Origin of the sequence: Streptomyces milbemycinicus, assembly GCF_002154605.1 — a bacterium.
Taxonomy (GTDB): Bacteria; Actinomycetota; Actinomycetes; order Streptomycetales; family Streptomycetaceae; genus Streptomyces; species Streptomyces milbemycinicus.
The window spans coordinates 1-17,745 of the sequence record NZ_MUNE01000570.1 but is presented as its reverse complement, the minus strand read 5'-3'; the positions used below and the strand labels follow the sequence as shown (position 1 = coordinate 17,745).

Annotated in this window: 12 protein-coding genes; all 12 read left to right on the top strand. The window is 71.3% G+C overall.

Annotated features, from left to right (window positions below):
- Nucleotides 1–91: 91 nt before the first annotated feature.
- Nucleotides 92–1,570: a sugar transferase gene (locus CCN51_RS38430; RefSeq protein WP_078610802.1), complete on the top strand. Its 1,479-nt coding sequence runs from the start codon at nt 92–94 to the stop codon at nt 1,568–1,570.
- Nucleotides 1,571–1,652: 82 nt separating this feature from the next.
- Nucleotides 1,653–2,978 carry a nucleotide sugar dehydrogenase gene (locus tag CCN51_RS38425; protein WP_014182108.1) on the top strand — a complete coding sequence of 442 codons (1,326 nt, stop codon included), beginning with the start codon at nt 1,653–1,655 and terminating at the stop codon, nt 2,976–2,978.
- Nucleotides 2,968–4,248, top strand: a complete 1,281-nt coding sequence (locus CCN51_RS38420) for a glycosyltransferase family 4 protein (RefSeq protein WP_014182109.1) — start codon at nt 2,968–2,970, stop codon at nt 4,246–4,248. Before CCN51_RS38425 ends, CCN51_RS38420 begins: the two co-directional genes overlap by 11 nt.
- The gene (locus CCN51_RS38415; RefSeq protein ID WP_014182110.1) at nt 4,245–5,612 is read left to right on the top strand and encodes a Wzz/FepE/Etk N-terminal domain-containing protein; all 1,368 of its coding nucleotides are present in this window, start codon (nt 4,245–4,247) and stop codon (nt 5,610–5,612) included. The genes CCN51_RS38420 and CCN51_RS38415 overlap by 4 nt, the downstream gene beginning before the upstream one ends.
- Nucleotides 5,609–7,129 carry a Wzz/FepE/Etk N-terminal domain-containing protein gene (locus CCN51_RS38410; RefSeq protein ID WP_014182111.1) on the top strand — a complete coding sequence of 507 codons (1,521 nt, stop codon included), beginning with the start codon at nt 5,609–5,611 and terminating at the stop codon, nt 7,127–7,129. Before CCN51_RS38415 ends, CCN51_RS38410 begins: the two co-directional genes overlap by 4 nt.
- Before the next feature lie 3 nt (nt 7,130–7,132).
- Nucleotides 7,133–9,067, top strand: a complete 1,935-nt coding sequence (gene asnB / locus CCN51_RS38405) for an asparagine synthase (glutamine-hydrolyzing) (protein ID WP_014182112.1) — start codon at nt 7,133–7,135, stop codon at nt 9,065–9,067.
- A gap of 18 nt (nt 9,068–9,085) precedes the next feature.
- Nucleotides 9,086–11,302 carry a bi-domain-containing oxidoreductase gene (locus CCN51_RS38400; protein ID WP_014182113.1) on the top strand — a complete coding sequence of 739 codons (2,217 nt, stop codon included), beginning with the start codon at nt 9,086–9,088 and terminating at the stop codon, nt 11,300–11,302.
- Nucleotides 11,299–13,275 carry an alginate lyase family protein gene (locus CCN51_RS38395; RefSeq protein WP_043488270.1) on the top strand — a complete coding sequence of 659 codons (1,977 nt, stop codon included), beginning with the start codon at nt 11,299–11,301 and terminating at the stop codon, nt 13,273–13,275. The genes CCN51_RS38400 and CCN51_RS38395 overlap by 4 nt, the downstream gene beginning before the upstream one ends.
- A gap of 9 nt (nt 13,276–13,284) precedes the next feature.
- Complete coding sequence (locus CCN51_RS38390) at nt 13,285–14,823, top strand: right-handed parallel beta-helix repeat-containing protein (RefSeq protein ID WP_086860639.1); 1,539 nt, start codon at nt 13,285–13,287, stop codon at nt 14,821–14,823.
- 1 nt (nt 14,824) lies between these two features.
- On the top strand, nt 14,825–16,129 hold the full coding sequence (locus CCN51_RS38385) for a membrane protein (protein ID WP_043488276.1): 1,305 nt from the start codon (nt 14,825–14,827) through the stop codon (nt 16,127–16,129).
- A gap of 2 nt (nt 16,130–16,131) precedes the next feature.
- The gene (locus tag CCN51_RS38380; protein WP_014182117.1) at nt 16,132–17,343 is read left to right on the top strand and encodes a glycosyltransferase; all 1,212 of its coding nucleotides are present in this window, start codon (nt 16,132–16,134) and stop codon (nt 17,341–17,343) included.
- The coding region (locus tag CCN51_RS38375) for a class I SAM-dependent methyltransferase (RefSeq protein WP_425444789.1) at nt 17,340–17,745 on the top strand (406 nt) is incomplete at its 3' end. The genes CCN51_RS38380 and CCN51_RS38375, both read left to right, overlap by 4 nt.

The window sequence follows — 17,745 nt, the reverse complement described above, 5'->3', positions numbered from 1 at the left end:
GGGAGGAACAGTACGGGAGGCGGGGGCCTCCCGAGGGGGGAGCAACAGTGTTAGGCGAACACGTCGAACCACTGGGGACCTGGGGGGTTCTGTGCGGCGAGGGGGATTAGTCAGCCCGTTTCCGTCAGCGCGCGGGCGTCTGACGGACGGGGCAATCAGCCAGCCCGCGATCGACTGGGAGCAGCGATACCGCCGTACCGTGATCACCAGCGATACGGTGGCCACCGCCTGCGTGGTGGCGGCGATCGGCAACTTCTTCGGGGTCCGGGACGCGGCCAACTGGCACGAGAAGTGGGGCATTCTCGCATTCGGCACCGAGCTGCTGGTGCTGGGGGCGCTAGCGGTGAGCCGGTCGTGGGCTCCGGCCGTACTCGGCCAGGGCGCCGAGGAATTCCGCCGGCTCGGACGCTCACTGTTCACGGCGACCGTCGTACTGGCGCTCGGCGGGATCGCCCTCACCTCGCGCAACATCAAGCTCTGGATCTTCGTCGCGATCCCCGCGATCGCGCTCATCACCATGACCGCGCGGTATCTGCTCCGCCTCTGGCTGCACAGACAGCGGAAGGAAGGACGGTGCCTGAGACCGGTGCTCGCTGCCGGGAGCCCGGCCACCGTGCGCGACCTGATCACCCGAACCCGCAAGTTCCCGCACCTCGGCTGGCGGGTGGAGGCAGTGTGCACGACCGACGGTCGTGGGCTCGACGGTGACCAACTGGACGGAGTGCCGGTCGTCGGCCAACTGACGGACGTCGCCAAGCACGTCCGCCACGACGGCTACCGTGTCGTCGCGGTCACACCGGACCCGCACTGGTCACCGGACCGGCTGCAGCGGCTGGCCTGGAACCTCGAAGGCAGCGAAGCCGAGATGGTCGTGGCCCCCGTACTGATGGAGGTGGCCGGCCCGCGGCTGCACGTCGACGCGGTGCTCGGGATCCCGCTGCTGCGGGTCAGCATGCCGACCTTCACCGGTGGCCGCCGGGCGGTCAAAGAGGTCGTCGACCGGATGGGCGCAGCGATCCTGCTGTTGCTGTTCGCGCCGCTGATGGTGTTCGTCGGGCTGCTCGTGCTGGTGGACAGTCGGGGTGGGGCGTTCTACCGCCAGCGCAGGGTCGGCAAGGACGGCCGCGAGTTCACCATTCTCAAGTTCCGCACCATGGTCGCCGGGGCTGACCGGGCACGTGCCGAGCTGGCCGACCGCAACGAGGGCGCAGGCCTGCTGTTCAAGCTCCGCCGGGATCCGCGGGTGACCCGGGTGGGAGCAGTGTTGCGCCGGTACTCGATCGACGAGCTCCCGCAGCTTTTCAACGTGCTCACCGGATCGATGTCGCTCGTCGGCCCGCGGCCTCCGCTACCGGAGGAGTCCGCTGCGTACGGCCCGGACATCCGGCGGCGGCTGCTGGTCAAGCCCGGGCTCACCGGCCTGTGGCAGATCAGCGGACGCAGCGATCTGCCGTGGGAGGAGGCGGTCCGCCTCGACCTGCGGTACGTGGAGGACTGGTCGCTCGCCCTGGACACAGTGATCTTGTGGAAGACGCTGCGTGCGGTGCTCCATGGGCAGGGGGCCTACTGATGCGCGGGGGACTGCAACGGGGCGGTCCCGCCGGCGAGCGGACGGCAGGCCACAAGGGCCTGCCTGGGGGGAGGAACGGGTCATGAGAGTCAGCGTTTTCGGGCTCGGCTACGTGGGCTGCGTGTCGGCCGCGTGCCTGGCGAGCCTGGGTCACGAGGTCATCGGGGTGGACGTCAACCAGGTGAAGGTCGACCTGGTCAACGGCGGCAAGGCCCCGGTGGTCGAGGAGCGGATCGGCGAGCTCATCGCCGAGGTCGTGCGGACCGGAGCGTTACGCGCTACCCGCGACGTCCACGAGGCGATCATGGGCAGTGAGGTGTCGCTGGTCTGCGTGGGCACGCCGTCGGAGCCCAACGGCAGCCTGTGCACAACGTACTTGGAGCGGGTCACCGAGCAGATCGGCGCCGCGCTGACGGATCGCAGTGGGCGCAGTGGGCGGCACACCGTCGTGTTCCGCAGCACCATGCTCCCCGGCACCTGCCTGAACCTGCTGGTACCGATCCTGGAGAAGTACGTCGGCGGCACGGCCGGGGTGGACATCGGGGTCGCGGTCAACCCGGAGTTCCTGCGCGAGGGCACAAGCGTGCGGGACTTCTTCGACCCGCCCAAGACCGTCATCGGCGAGCTCGACCCGGCGAGCGGCGATGCGGTGACGGCGCTGTACGACGGCTTGCCCGGCGAGGTGTTCCGGGTGCCGGTCCCGACGGCCGAGGCGATCAAGTACGCGGACAACGCGTTCCACGGCCTCAAGATCGGCTTCGCGAACGAGCTGGGCGCGGTGTGCCAGGCGCTCGGGGTGGACTCGCACCAGGTGATGGACGTGTTCCTGGCCGACCGCAAGCTGAACATCAGCCCCGCCTACCTGCGGCCCGGCTTCGCCTTCGGTGGCTCCTGCCTGCCCAAGGACCTGCGCAGCCTGGTGCACGCGGCACAGCGGGCCGACGTCTCGGTGCCCATCCTGTCCCACGTGCTGCCTTCCAACTCCGACCATCTGCAGCGCGCGGTGGACCTGGTCGAGCGCACCGGCAAGCGCCGGGTGGGCCTGTTCGGGCTGTCCTTCAAACCCGGCACCGACGACCTCCGCGAGAGTCCGCTCGTCGAGCTGGCGGAGAAGCTCTTCGGCAAGGGGTACGACCTGCGGATCCACGACGCCAACGTGAGCCTCTCCCGGCTGATCGGCGCGAACCGCGAGTACATCGAGAACCGGCTGCCGCACCTCGCGCAGCTGCTCGCGGACTCCGTCGACGAGGTGCTCGAGCACGCCGAGGTGTGCCTGGTCGGGACCAGAGATCCGGCCGTGCTGTCGGCGCTGCCGCATGGCGACGGCCCGGTGATCGTCGACCTCATCCGCCTTCCCGACGCCGAGGCGCGCCGGGCCGAACCGGGGTACATGGGCCTTGCTTGGTGACACATCGTTCGGTGACACAGTCAGCGGCGACCGGCCGGACCGGCGCGCGCTGATCCTGGTGGAGAACCTGTCGGTGCCGTTCGACCGGCGGGTGTGGCAGGAGTGCACGACGCTGCGCGACGCGGGCTGGAAGGTGCACGTCATCTGTCCCCAGGGGACAAAGCGGGATACGGAGCCGGAGGCGGAGATCGACGGGGTGCGGATCCACCGCTACCCGTTGCGCGCGGCCACCGGAGGGCCGGTCGGCTACCTGCGGGAGTACGGATCGGCTCTGTGGCATACGGCCCGGCTGGCCCGGAAGGTCGGCCCGGTCGACGTGGTCCACGCCTGCAACCCGCCCGACCTGCTGTTCCTGCCGGCACTGTGGCTGAAGCGGCGCGGCGCGCGGTTCGTCTTCGACCAGCACGACCTGGTACCCGAGCTGTACCTCTCCCGGTTCGACCGCGGCAAGGATCTGCTCTACCGCGCCGTGTGCGCGCTGGAACGGCGGACCTACCGGGCCGCGGACGTCGTGCTCGCCACGAACGAGAGCTACCGGGACGTCGCGATACGCCGTGGCGGCCGTCGGCCGGAGGATGTCTTCGTGGTGCGCAGCGCACCTGCGATCGACCGGTTCCAACCGGTGCCGCCCGAGCCGGAGTTGAAGCGCGGCAAGCCTCATCTGCTGTGTTACCTCGGCGTCATGGGCCCTCAGGACGGCGTCGACTACGCCCTGCGGGCCCTTGCGAAGCTGCGCGACAAGCTCGGGCGGACCGACTGGCATGCGGTGTTCGTCGGCGGCGGTGACGCCTTCGACGCGATGGTGGAGCTGTCCCGGCGGCTCGGGCTCTCGGAGCAGGTGCAGTTCACCGGGCGCATTCCGGACGCCGACCTGGTGCGCTACCTGTCCACCGCGGACGTGTGCCTATCCCCCGACCCGCGCAATCCGCTCAACGACGTGTCGACCATGAACAAGGTCCTGGAGTACATGGCGATGGGCCGGCCGATCGTCTCGTTCGACCTCCGGGAGGCGCGAGTCTCCGCCGGTGAGGCCGCCGTCTACGCGCCCGCCAACGACGAGGCCGAGTTCGCGGTCCTCATCGAGCTGCTGCTTGACGATCCGGAGAAGCGGGCCCGGATGGGCAAGATCGGCCAGGAGCGGGTCAGCGGGCCGCTCTCCTGGCGGAACTCGCAGGCGGCGCTGCTCGCCGCCTACGCCGCTGCCTGCCGTGACCACGCTCCGGTGTCGGCGGGCGGCCCGGACCGGGCAGGGAGGAAGCCGCGCCGTTGAGCGAGGACACGATACGCCTGGTCACGATCGGGCGGATTATCCGTCGGCGCCGGCGGCTGCTCACCATCCTCGCCGTGGTGGGTGCGCTCGTCGGCTACGGCACCTCTTTGCTGTTTCCGCCGCGCTACACGACGTCGGCATCGGTACTGCTGCCGGGGCAGTGGGAAGAGCGCGAGCTGCTGACTCAGGTGGACATCGCGACCAGTTCGGCGGTGGTCGACCGCGCGGCCGCCACGCTCGGCTGGAAGGGCGTCAGCGGCGGCGAGCTGCGGGATCAGGTGAGCGCCAAGGCCGCCGACGGGAACATCATCAAGATCTCGGGTACAGCGGACACCCCGGCGCGCGCGCAGCAGCTCGCCGACCAAGTGGCCCAGGAACTGGTCAGATTCGCCGCGCGGATCGCAGGCGGCAGCACCGACCCCGAAGCGGCTACGGGGTCCGAGGCGCTGCGGCAGAAGGTGGCGGAGACCAACCGCCGCATCACCGACCTGGCCAATGCGGCCGATCCGGGGCAGACCGTGGAGAGCGTGCAGGCCCGCACCGAGCTGGAGAAGTTGCGCACCGCGTTGCAGGAGGCCATGAAGAAGCTGGACGAGGCCGACCCGGCGGCCAACAAGGCCGGCATGGTCGTCATGGGGCCGGCGGCCCGGCCGGCCGGCGAGGCACCGCCGACGAGGACGCAGCTCATCGTCTCGGGAGCGCTGCTGTTCTTCCTGCTCGCGGTCATCGGCCATCTCGCCGCCGCACGGATGAATCGCCGGCTGCGCACCGAACCGGAGATCGCCGCGGCGCTGGGCTCGGTGCTGCTGGGTACCGTCGACGTACCTGGTGAACGGCGCGCGCACCGGCCGGAAGGCCGTGGCCCGCGGGCCCGGATCCGCTGGCTGCTGGGCGTCGACATCCGGTGGGACATGCCGACCCCGCAGACGTCCGGCGACGAGGCCGGCAGGCAGATCCGTTACCGGCGGATGTGCGCCCGCCTCCGGGACCAGCTGCCGGCCCCCCGGCGGCTCCTGGTTGTCGTACCGGACGGCGACGAGACCGCCCGCCGGGCCGCCGGACAACTCGTCGCCGAGGCCGAGAGCGGTCCGCTGCTACGGGTGGTCGGCGTTTCGGTGGACCGGCCGATGGTGCCGGACCGCGACACCGAGTCCGGCGCCCTGGTCGTGCTCAGCGCGGGCAGCTGGACCGCGGAGGAGCTCGCCGGCATCGCCGAGGCGTGTGCGGACGCAGGGCATGAGGTCGTCGGCGTCGTCCTCGCCGTCACGGTCCGGGCCCGTCCGACGCGGGCTGCCGGCCATCCTCCGGACGACGCCACTGTGGCGCTCGCGGTTCGCGGCCACGCGACGGGGGGTTCTGTGTGACGACGAGCAAGACTTCGGAGCCGTCGGCCGCCGCTCCGCTGCTTGACCTGCAGGCGCTGGTGGTGGCGGTGCGCAGGCGCCGCCGCCTCTGGTGCTCCCTGGCGCTCCTTGGACTGCTGCTCGGCGCGGCGGTGGCGGTCCTGCTGCCGCCGCCGCCGACCGCGGTGACCAAGGTGCTGGTCGCGCATCAGGAGGACCAGCCGAACGACACCGGAACGCTGATCCGCACCGACGTCCAACTGCTGGCGACCACGCGGATCGCCGGCAAGGCCCTGCAGTCCCTCAAGTCCCATGAAAAACCGGAAGACTTCATCAAGGACTACCGGGGTACCGGCTTGACCAACAACCTGATGCAGATCGATGTGACAGGCGACACCGACGCGGAAGCGGTGGCCCGGGCCAAGGCGCTGGCCGACGCGTTCATCGCGGACCACGTGGAACGGATGCAGAAGGCCGCGAAGGCGGAGGCCAAGGCCCTGCTCGACCAGCGTGACCGCATGCGGGACGAGCTCGCCCGGGTCAACAAGGCAATCGCGGACCGACCGCCGGGAAGCGACCCGAAAGCGTCGGCGAGCAGCGAGTCGCTCTTCGCCCGCCGGGCCGAGCTCGCCTCGCGCATCTCCGACTTCGACCAGCGCGCCGCGGAGGCGCGCACCGGCACGCCCAAGGTCATCTCCGGCACGCAGATCGTGGACGCCCCGCGCGCGGTGCGGCACTCCCTGCCCAAGACCGCTGCCACCAACGCCGCGATCGGGCTCGTCCTCGGGCTCGCCCTCGGGCTCGCGGTGGCCGCGGTCGGCACGGTGGTGGCGGACCGCCCCGTGCTGCGCCGGGAGATCGCGGCGAACCTGGGCGCCTCGGTCATCGCGGAGCTGCCCCGCCGGTCGGGCAGGCCGTGGCAGCGCCGACGGATCCGGGCGGCACGGACAAGGCTCACCGCGTCCCTGGCCCGTACCGTGCGCGCCTCCGCGGAACCGGTGTCGCTGCTGGAACTGGGCTGTGCGCGCAGTACGAGCGTGATCGCGCTGGATGTCGCCAGGGCGCTGGCGGCGGAGGGGCCAGTGGCCGTCGTCGATGGTCTGCCCGGCCCGCAGCTGGCCAACCGCCGCCCGAAGCCAGGAGACCCGACCGTGGTCAGCGGCAAGGACGCCGCGGACGTGTCGCACGAGGAGCGCCGGCTCGGCGTCGGCTCGGTGGCGCCCGGCACGGCGTGGACCGACCTCCAGTACCTCGGCACTCAGACCGTGCTCGTCGTGCGTGCCGGGCACGGCAGCGCCGCATGGCTGCACACCGTGGCGCGGCAGCTCGCGGACCAAAGCATTCCGGTGATCGGTGTGGTGTTGATCGACCCCGATCCGCGTGACCGGACCGACGGCACGCTGTGGGACGGGCTGCACACCGCGCTGCGCGGCCAGAACGAGCGGCTGGCCCGACAGAACGGGACGGGCCTGCGGCGGACGGAGCGGCTGCCGATGTGGGCCACACGGGTCCCGGACAACGACCAGGAGGCGCGGTAGGACATGTGTGGCATCGCAGGCACTTACCGATGGCCGGACGGGAAGGTCGTGACCGACCGGCTCACCGATACCCTCGCCCATCGCGGTCCGGACGGGGCGGGCCGGTACAGCCACCCCGTCGGTGACGGCGAAGTGCACCTCGGGCACCGTCGGCTGGCCATCATCGACCTGTCCGAGACCGGCGCCCAGCCGATGGTCTCGGGCGGCCTCGTCCTGACGTACAACGGCGAGCTGTACAACGCGCCCGAGCTGCGTGCCGAGCTGGCAGCCGCCGGGGTGCGCTTCCGCGGTACCTCCGACACCGAGGTGCTGCTGGAGGCCTGGCGGCGCTGGGGCACGGACTGCCTGCCCCGGCTGCGCGGCATGTTCGCGTTCGGGATCTTCGACGAGCGAACCGGTGACCTGGTGCTCGCCCGCGACCAGCTCGGCATCAAGCCGCTGTTCCTGCTCCGGCGGGGCGAGGGTCTGGTGTTCGCCTCCGAGCTCAAGGCGCTCGCCGCCGTGACCGGCGGGTCGCTGCAGGTGGACCATGCGGCGCTGGTGGCCTCGCTGCTGTACTACTGGGTGCCGGACTCACGGTGCGCGTTCCGCGAAGCGGAGAAGCTGCCGCCGGGGAGCTGGCTCCGGTGCCGGCCTGACGGCCGGGTGGAGCGCGGCCGGTTCTGGCACCTGAAGGACGTCGCCGCCGAGGGCCGGGAGCGGGCCCGGAGCGGCGAGCAGCCGGACCTGGCCGCCATCGTCGAGGAGTCGACTCGGCGCCACCTGCTCTCCGACGTACCCGTGGCGACCTTCCTCTCCGGCGGTCTTGACTCCAGCTACCTGACCGCGCTGGCGGCCCGCCACCAACCCGGGATCTCCGCTTACACGATCGGGTTCCGCGCCGAGGACGCCAGGTTCGAGGCGATGCCGGACGACCTGCGCTATGCCCGGCGGGTGGCCGAGCGGTTCGGCGTCGACCTGCATGAGATCGAGATCGCTCCTAACGTGCTCGACCTGCTGCCGCAGATGACGTACCACCTGGACGAGCCGATCGGCGACCCCGCCGCGATCAACACTTTCCTGATCTGCTCGGCCGCCCGGGAGGCCGGGGTCAAGGTGATGCTCTCGGGGATGGGTGCCGACGAGCTGTTCGCCGGTTACCGCAAGCACCTGGCCAACCTGCTCGCGCTGCGCTACCAGCGCGTCCCGCGGCCCCTGCGGCGCGGCCTGTCCAGGGCCGTGGACCGGCTGCCTGTCGCCACGGCCCGCCGGGGGTACCGGTCGGTGCGCTTCGCGAAGCGGTTCCTCTCCTTCGCCGATCTGCCGGAGGAGACCGCGTTCCGGCGCAGCTACACCATGTACGACCAGGACGAACTGCTCGCCCTGGTCGATCCGGACCTGGCCGGGACGGTCGAGGACGTGCTCACCGAGCATGCGGACGTCTACCAGGACAACGACCTCGACGACTTCGTCAACCGCATGTGCCTGGGGGACTCCCGGATGTTCCTGCCGGGCCTGAACCTCACCTACACGGACCGGTCGAGCATGGCCGCGTCGACCGAGGTGCGGGTGCCGTACGTGGACGTCGAGGTGGTCAAGGCTGCGTTCGCCGTGCCCGGTGATCGCAAGATCGTCGGGCGGCAGGGCAAGGCCGTCCTCAAGGAGGCGGCCACCTCGATCCTGCCCCGGGAGATCGTCTACCGGCCCAAGGGCCTGTTCAGCGCCCCGCTGCGCGCCTGGATGAGCCGGGATCTGGCACCGCTGGTGCGCGAGGTGGTGAACGACGGCGTGCTCGTTCGTTCCGGGTTCCTGCGCCGCGATGCGCTGGCGCGGATGGTCGCCGAGGACGCCTCCGGGCAGCGGGACTTCTCCAAGCATCTGTGGCATGTGCTGACCCTCGAGTACTGGTATCGCGACGCGACCTCTGGGTCCGGCCAGAGCGCTCGGTTAACGGCTTAGGAATTCAGAGGAGTTCGGGTGAAACAGGTTGTACAGAACTACAAGAGCGGCGAGCTGGCTGTGCTCGACGTTCCGGTGCCGGGGTGCAAGCCGGGCGGTGTGCTGGTCCGCAGCGCCTACTCGCTGATATCCACCGGGACCGAGCTCATGAAGGTGTCCGAGGCCGGCATGTCGATGCTGGGCAAGGCCCGTTCCCGCCCGGACCAGGTGGCCAAGGTCGTGCAGAGCGTGGCCACCAACGGAGTGCCGGCCACCTACCGCAAGGTGATGGGCAAACTGGACTCCTACACGCCGCTGGGCTACTCGCTGTGCGGGGTGGTCGAGCAGGTCGGCGCCGGGATCGACGATGTGGCGGTCGGTGACGTCGTGGCCTGCGCCGGCAATGAGCACGCGTTGCACGCCGAGCTGAACTGGGTGCCGAAGAACCTCTACGCCCGGGTGCCGGACGGCCTCGCGCCGCGGCACGCGGCCTTCGGCACCGTCGGGTCGATCGCGTTGCAGGGCGTCCGCCGCGGCGAGTCACAGCTCGGCGAGGTGGCGCTGGTCATCGGCCTCGGGCTGATCGGACAGCTGGTGGTACAGCTCCTTGCCGCCTCGGGAGTCCACGTCATCGGGGTCGACCCCGACCCGGTGCGCTGCGAGCTCGCCGAGCGCCTGGGCGCGGCGGCCTGCGGCGATCCCGCGTCCTCGGCCGTGGAGAACTCCGTCGCCGAACTCACCGGCGGTCACGGCGTGGACCAGGTGTACCTGGCCGCCGGCGGCGGCAGCAACCAGCCCGTCGAGCTGGCCGCCCGGCTCTGCCGGGACCGCGGCCGGGTCGTCGACATCGGCAAGTGCCGCCTGGACCTGCCGTGGAACGCGTACTACGAGAAGGAGCTCGACGTCCGGTTCTCCCGCAGTTACGGCCCCGGGCGCTACGACCCGGAGTACGAGCTGGAGGGGCGGGACTACCCGATCGGCTATGTGCGCTGGACCGAGCGCCGCAACCTGGCGTGCTTCCTCGATCTCGTCGCCCGCGGCCGCGTCGACGTGGAGCCCCTGGTCTCCCACACAGCCGACTTCGATGACGCCGTCACGACGTACCAGCGCCTGAAGGACGGCGATCTGAAGGCCGTGGCCGTGCTGTTCCGGTACCCCGGCCCCCCCAACCAAACCGCGGAAGCGAGGGAAGCGCGGGAAGCGGCGGTGGCCGTGCCCGCGGTGAAGAGACACGGCAGCGGAGTGTCCACCCCGGCCCGGACCGCCGGGACGCCGGTACGGCTTGCGTTCGTCGGCGCGGGAAACTACGCGACGTCGATGCTGCTGCCGCATCTGGCACGGCACGACGGCGTCGAGCTGTCGACCGTCGTCACCACGACGGCGCTGTCCGCGGCCAACGCGCAGCGGAAGTTCGGCTTCGCCGAGGCGACCACCGATCTCGACGCCGTACTCGGCGACAAGTCCATCGACGCGGTGTTCGTGGTCACCCGCCACAGCTCGCACGCCGAACTGACCCGAAGGGCGCTGCTCGCCGGCAAGGCGGTGTTCGTGGAGAAGCCGTTGGCGCTTGACCAGGACGAACTGGCCGGCGTGCTCGCGGCGGTGGAGGAGTCCGGCAACGACCGGCTGCAGGTGGGCTTCAACCGCCGGTTCGCGCCGCTGCTGCGGGAGGCCAGGAATCGGCTGGGCGCCCGCACCGGGCCGGCGAGCCTCCGCTATCTGGTCAACGCGGGCCGGCTCGACCACGGCAGCTGGTACCTCCAACAGGACGCCGAGGGCTCGCGGTTCGCCGGCGAGGGCGGGCACTTCATCGACACGGCGAGCTGGCTGCTCGATGCCGACCCGGTCTCGGTGTACGCGGTCGCCACGCCCGGCAACGAGGGCAGCGGCGACATTCAGGTCGTGCTGCGCTACCCGGACGGGTCCACCGCCACCATCAGCTACGTCACCACCGGCGCGGCCGGCTTCCCCAAGGAGACGCTGGACCTGGTCGCGGACGGCAAGGTGCTGCGGCTCGACGACTTCGTCCGTGCCGCTGTGTACGACGGCCGCCGCAAGCGGTGGGTCAGTTCGCGGCTGCCCAAGGCCCGGGACAAGGGCCAGAACGCCGAGCTGGCCGCGTTCGTCAAGGCCGTACGGACCGGCGGGCCGATGCCGGTGCCGCTGGAGTCGCTGGTCGCCACCACGGCGGCCACCCTCGCCGTGCGGGCCGGCCTGGTCGGCGGCGCGCCGGTGACGCTGACGGGGGCGCGATGACTGCGAGCTCGGGGAGTCCGGGCTGGTACCTGCGGCGGCTGTCCCGGATGGGGCCGCGGGAGGTCGGCGGCCGGATGGGCGACGCGGTGCGCAGGCGGCGGTGGCGGTCGGCGCGGCCGGACAGCCCGAGCGTGACCGGCGCCCGCTTCACCGCGGTACTGCCCGCGGGGACGATCGCCGCGGTGCCACCGGACGCCGCGAAACGTCTCATCGCCGAGGCGGACCGGCTGATGGCCGGGCACGCCGAGTTTTTCGGGGTGGACCGCGACGACCTGGCCGACCCGGACTGGTGGTACGACCCGAAGACCGGGCGCCGGGCCCCGTGGGGCTACGCCTTCCACGTGCCGTACCGGAACGAGGACGCGGTCGGGGACATCAAGCAGATCTGGGAGCTGTCCCGGCACCAGTACCTCACCGTGCTCGCCGCCGCCTACGCGATCACGGGGAACGAGCGGTACGCCGAGCGGGTGGCCGAGCACCTGCGGCGGTGGTGGGCGGCCAACGCGCCGCTGCGCGGAGTGCACTGGATCAGCGGCATCGAGCTGGGGATCCGGCTGCTGTCCTGGGTGTGGATCCGCCGGCTGCTCGACGGCTGGCCGGGCGCGGCCGGGCTGTTCGAGGGCAACCCGGTGGCGCTCCACCAGATCTGGCACCACCAGCGCTGGCTGGCCGCCTTCCCCAGCCGGGGGTCCTCGGCGAACAACCACGTCATCGCCGAGGCCGCCGGGCAGTTCGCGGCGGCCTGCGCGTTCGGGTGGTTCCCCTCCTCGGCGCGTTGGCGAGCCGGCGCGCTGCGGTCGCTGGAGCGCCATCTGCGCAGCAACACCTTCGACTCCGGCCTCAACCGGGAGCTGGCCACCGAGTATCACGGACTGGTGCTGGAGCTCGGCCTGGCCGCGGTGGCCGAGGCGGATGCCGCAGGTGTGCCGGTCCCCGCGTCGGTCCGGCTGGTGCTGCTGCGGATGACCGACGCGCTCGCGGCCATCGTGGACAGCCACCTGCGGCCGCCGCGCCAGGGGGACGCGGACGACGGGCACGGTCTGGTCGTGGACGGCGCGGGCACCGACCGCTGGGCCTCGCTGCTGGCCACCGGGGACGCCGTGTTCGGCCGGCTCGCCTGGTGGCCGGCGGTGACCGGCACCGATGTGCGCACTCCGCTGCTTGCCGCACTCATCCGGCCGTACTCGAAAAATGGAACCGCGCCGGCTGTGACCCGCCCGGCAAGCCGCCCGGGCCACTTCGCCGACGCGGGGCTTACCATCCTGCGCGGTCCGGCGGGGATCTGGTGCCGCTGCGACGGCGGTCCGCACGGCTTCCTGTCCATCGCCGCGCACGCCCACGCGGACGCGCTGTCCGTGGAGGTGCGGCACGACGGGGTCGATGTGCTCGCCGACCCGGGGACGTTCTGCTACCACGGGCAGCCCCAGTGGCGGCAGTACTTCCGGTCGACCCTCGGCCACAACACCCTGCGACTGGACGGCGGTGACCAGTCCGTCTCCGGCGGCCCGTTCCTCTGGATCCGGCATGCCCGCAGCCGCGTCCTGGTCGCGGACACATCCGACGAGAGTGTGGCCCGCTGGTGTGCCGAGCACGACGGTTACCGGCCCTCCGTGCACCGCCGCCGGGTGGAGCTGACGGCCGCGGCCAAGGAGCTGAAGGTGGTCGACGAGGTGCGCGGCCCGCGCCGGGCCGTGCACCTGGCGTTCCACCTCGGCCCGGCGATCGCCGCGGACCTGGTGGGGAGCCGGGCCGTGCTCATCTGGACCCGGGACGGCGAGGACCGCTCCGCGGTGCTCGACCTGCCCGGGCAGCTGTCCTGGCGGGCGCACCGCGGCGAGACCGACCCGCCGCTGGGCTGGTACTCCCCCGGCTTCGGGCGCAAGGAACCCGCCACCACGCTGGTCGGCACCGGCTTCGCCGACGGCACTGCGCTGTTGGGGGAGTTCATCACCGTGCTCAGGTTCCGCGGCTAGGGAGGACGCGTGGTGATCAAGTGGCGGAACTGGGCGTTGCCGACGGCACCGCTGGTGCTGGTCCTGCTGGCGGCGACCGGCTGTACGAGCACGTCGGATGCCCCCGCGGAGCCGACCGGTAGGCCAGCCACGTCCGGGGCGCACTCCACGTCCGTGGCCCGGGTGTGCGCCAAGCCCGCGGCCGGGCCGGCGAAGGCGCCGGCGGGCGCGGTGACGGTCGACCCCGCGGTGGTCGGTGACCTGGCTGCGAAGACCAGGAGCAGCCCCCCGAACACCACGTTCTGGCTTCGACCGGGCAAGCACAGGCTCGAGCCGGACCGCTACGCCCAGGTCATGACCAAGGAGGGGAACACCTACCTCGGCGCGCCGGGCGCGGTGCTCGACGGCCGGAAGACCAACAACTACGCGTTCAGCGGTACCGCCCGCAACGTCACCATCCGCTACCTGACCGTGCAGGGTTTCGTCGCGCCGAACAACGAGGGCGTGGTCAACCACGACATGGCCGACGGATGGGTGATCGAGCACGCGACGATCCAGTACAACTCCGGTGCCGGGCTGATGGCCGGTGCTCACCAGCAGGTCCGCGCCAGCTGCCTGCGCGGCAATGGACAGTACGGAATGAACGCGTACAAGACCGGCGACTCCATCAAGGACCTGGTGGTCGAGGGCAACGAGATCGTGGGCAACAACACCGACGACTGGGAGCGGCGGCAGCCGGGCTGCGGCTGCACCGGAGGCATCAAGTTCTGGGCCGTCAACGGCGCCGACATCCGCGGCAACTGGGTGCACGACAACCGCGGAGCCGGGTTGTGGGCGGACAACAACAACAACGACTTCCGCATCGAGAACAACATGCTGGAGGCCAACGACGGTGCCGCGCTGATGTACGAGACCAGCTACAACGCGGTCATCCGGAACAACACGATCCGGCGGAACAACTGGGTCGAGGGCCGCAAGTACGCCGCCCGCGGCGACGACTTCCCGTACGCGACCATCTACGTGTCCGAGGCCGGCGGCGAACCACGGGTCCGGGCCCGCACGGACAAGATCGAGATCTACCGGAACGTGCTGGAGAACAACTGGTCCGGGATCACCCTGTGGGAAAACGCCGACCGGTTCTGCAACAGCCCGGCCAACACCTCGACCGGTTACTGCACGTTGCTGGTGAAGAACACCGGCCGCTGCGCGCAGCCGGCGATCGCCACCGCACCGCTCTACGCCGACTGCCGGTGGAAGACCCAGCGGGTGGACATCCACGGCAACCGCTTCGTGCTGGACACGTCCGTCGTCAAGTGCACGGTGGAGTGCGGCCGTATGGCGGTGCTCGCCAACTACGGCACCTATCCGGACTGGTCGCCGTACAAGGGCAAGCGGGTGGCCGAGGCGATCACCCTCAAGCAGCGGAACCGCTGGCACGACAACGTCTACCGCGGACCGTGGAGCTTCGTCGCCGACGACCCGGGCCGGAAGCTCGACTCCGGGCAGTGGCAGGGCCCGCCGTACCGGCAGGACACGGGCAGCACCTTCGCACCACGGGCCGGTGGTTGAGATGGGCGGGGACCCGATGCGCGGTGGGCTGCCGGGCGGACCGGATACGGCGGGCACGCAGCCCGGTGCCGAACAACGCCCTGCCGGCACGCCGAAGGCCGTCTGGATCGTCTGGGCGTTGCTGGGCCTCAACACGCTTGGCTCGGCCGGGGCGAAGACCATCGTCACGCTGCCCCGCTCCCTCATCCAGATGGCCACCATGGGCGCGCTGGTCTCCGCGTTCGCGCTGGCGCTCGTGCTCAATCTCCGGCTGCGCATCCGACCCAGCGCCTTCGTGTTCCTACTCACCCTGCTGCTGGTGCCGAGTGTGATCTCCAGCGTGAACCTGGAGGTCGGGTTCGGTGCGCTGTTCCGCTGCACCCGGCTGGCTCTCTTCATCGGCACGCTGTGGCTGCTCAGCCGCTGGTGGGACGGCAGCCTGAGATTCGTCCGGTACCACATCCGGATGTACTTCGCGGCGCTCGGGTCGGTGGCCGCCGGTCTGGCCATCTCACCGGGCACGGCCATGCCCGAGTACTACGGCGGGCGCCTGGTCGGCGCGTTGTGGCCGCTCACCCCGCCGCAGATCGGACAGTACTCCGCGGTGATCATCGGGCTCACCGTGCTGCTCTTGCTGGGCCGCCGGACCACCGGGGCCGGCGCGGCCGTGATCATCGTGCCGGCATTCGTCCTGCTCGCGATGACCCACACCCGGACGGCCATGCTCGGCCTGCTCATCGGGTTGGCGTTGGCGATCGGCTCGCTCATCCTGACCAGCGCAGCCGCCCGCCGGTTCTTCGCCTGGGCGGTGCTGTGCGCCACGGTGGCCGCGGTGGTGTTCGCCTCCGCGCTGCAGGCGTGGTTCATGCGCGGACAGAGCAAGGAGAACTTCTCCAACCTCACCGGTCGGGCCAAGGTCTGGGACGCCCTGCTGGCAGAGCCCCGGACGATCCCGGAGAAGGTGTTCGGCGTGGGCCTGGGCGACAAGTCGTTCGGCGGGCTGCCGATCGACAACAGCTGGCTGGCCGTTTACAACGAGCAGGGTCTGCTCGGCGTCGCCCTCGTGGCGGCGATCCTCGTCGTGCTGGGCGGTGTCGCGCTGCTGCGCCCGCCATCGCTGCCGAGGGCCTGCGCGATCTTCCTGATCAGCTACGTCGCGATCTCGTCGTACACCGAGGCCGGGCTTGGCGACGCCTCGCCGTATCTGCTGCATCTGGCCCTGGCCGCCTCGCTCCTCGCGGCACCTGCCGCGGCCACGCCCCTGACGACGCCCGCAGTCCCTCGACGGCGTATCCCGCGATGGGACCGGAACCGGGAGGTGATCTGACCATGCACGTCCTCGTGGTGCACAACCGCTACTCCTCGGCGCAGCCGAGCGGGGAGAACAGGGTCGTCGACGAGGAGGTGGGGCTGCTGCGCGCGGCCGGCCACCGGGTCGACGTGTTCGAGCGGCGCAGCGACGACATCGCCGCCCGGTCCCTGCTCGGCAAGGCCGCGGTGCCGCTCCTCGTGCCGTGGAACCCGGCGGTCCGCGCGGAGCTCGCCGCCCGGCTCCGCGCCGAGGGGCCGGACGTGGTGCACGTCCACAATGTCTTCCCGCTCCTGTCGCCCGCGGTGCTTGCCGCCTGCGCCGACGCCGGTGTGCCCGTCGTCGCCACGCTGCACAACTACACGCAGGTCTGCCCGCCCGGCACGCTGCATCGGGACGGCCGGCCGTGCACCGAGTGCGTCGGGTCGGCGGCGTCGCTGCCCGCCGTCCGGCACGGCTGCTACCGGAACTCCCGGCTTGCGACGGTGCCGCTCGCGGTCAGCCTTTCGGTCAACCGGCGGCGGTGGTGGTCCGGCGTGGAGCGGTTCTTCTGCATATCCGCGGCGCAGCGCGACATCCTGGTGCGGTCCGGCATGCCGGCCGAGCGGCTGGCGGTGAAGCACAACTTCGTGCCCGACCCCGGCGCCCGCCGAGCGGGCGCCGGCGAGCATCTGCTCTTTCTCGGCCGGCTCGCGGAGGCCAAGGGCGTGCGGCTGCTCATGGCCGCGTGGGACGGGCTCGCCGCGGACGGCGGTGTGGGGGTGCCGCTCGTGATCGCCGGCGCGGGGCCACTGGAACCCGAAGTGACCGCCTGGGCGGCGGGCCGGGACGACGTGCGGTACGTCGGCCTGTACGACCCGGCTCAGTGCCGGCAGGCCATCGCGCGATCGGTCGCCGTGGTGGCTCCCTCGATGTCCCTGGAGACGTTCGGCCTGGTGGTCGCGGAGGCGATGGCGGCGGGGGTCCCGGCCGTCGCCGCCGGTCACGGCGCCTTCGTCGAACTCGTCGAGGAAGGGGTGACCGGGCTGCTGCACCGGCCGGGCGAGGCCGCCTCGCTGGCGTCCTGCCTGCGCCGGATCACGGCAGAGCCGGACCGCAACCGGGAAATGGGCCAGGCGGCCCGGCGCCGTTACGAGCAGGGCTTCAGCCCGGCCGTCGGCCTTGAGCGCCTGGTGGAGGAGTACCGCACCGCGATCGCGGGTCGGTCGGAATCAATGGGGGGCAGTAAATGACACGATGCCGACTCTGCGGCTCGACGGCGCTGGCGAGCGTCGTCGATCTGGGGGCGACCCCGCCGTGTGAGAGTTTTCTCGCCGCGGACCAACTGGACGAGCCGGAACCGGCGTACCCGCTGCACCTGCGGGTCTGCACCGACTGCTGGCTCGCGCAGATCCCTCCGCTGATCACGCCGGAGGAGACGTTCAAGGAGTACGCGTACTTCTCCTCGTACTCGACCTCCTGGGTCGAGCACGCGCGCACGTTCGTCGCCGGCGCCGTACAGCGGGTGGGTCTCGGCCCCGACGCCTTCGTGGTCGAGGTCGCGAGCAACGACGGGTACCTGCTGAAGCACGTGGTGGACCGCGGGATCCGCTGCCTCGGCATCGAGCCGTCGGTGAACGTCGGCGCCGCGGCGC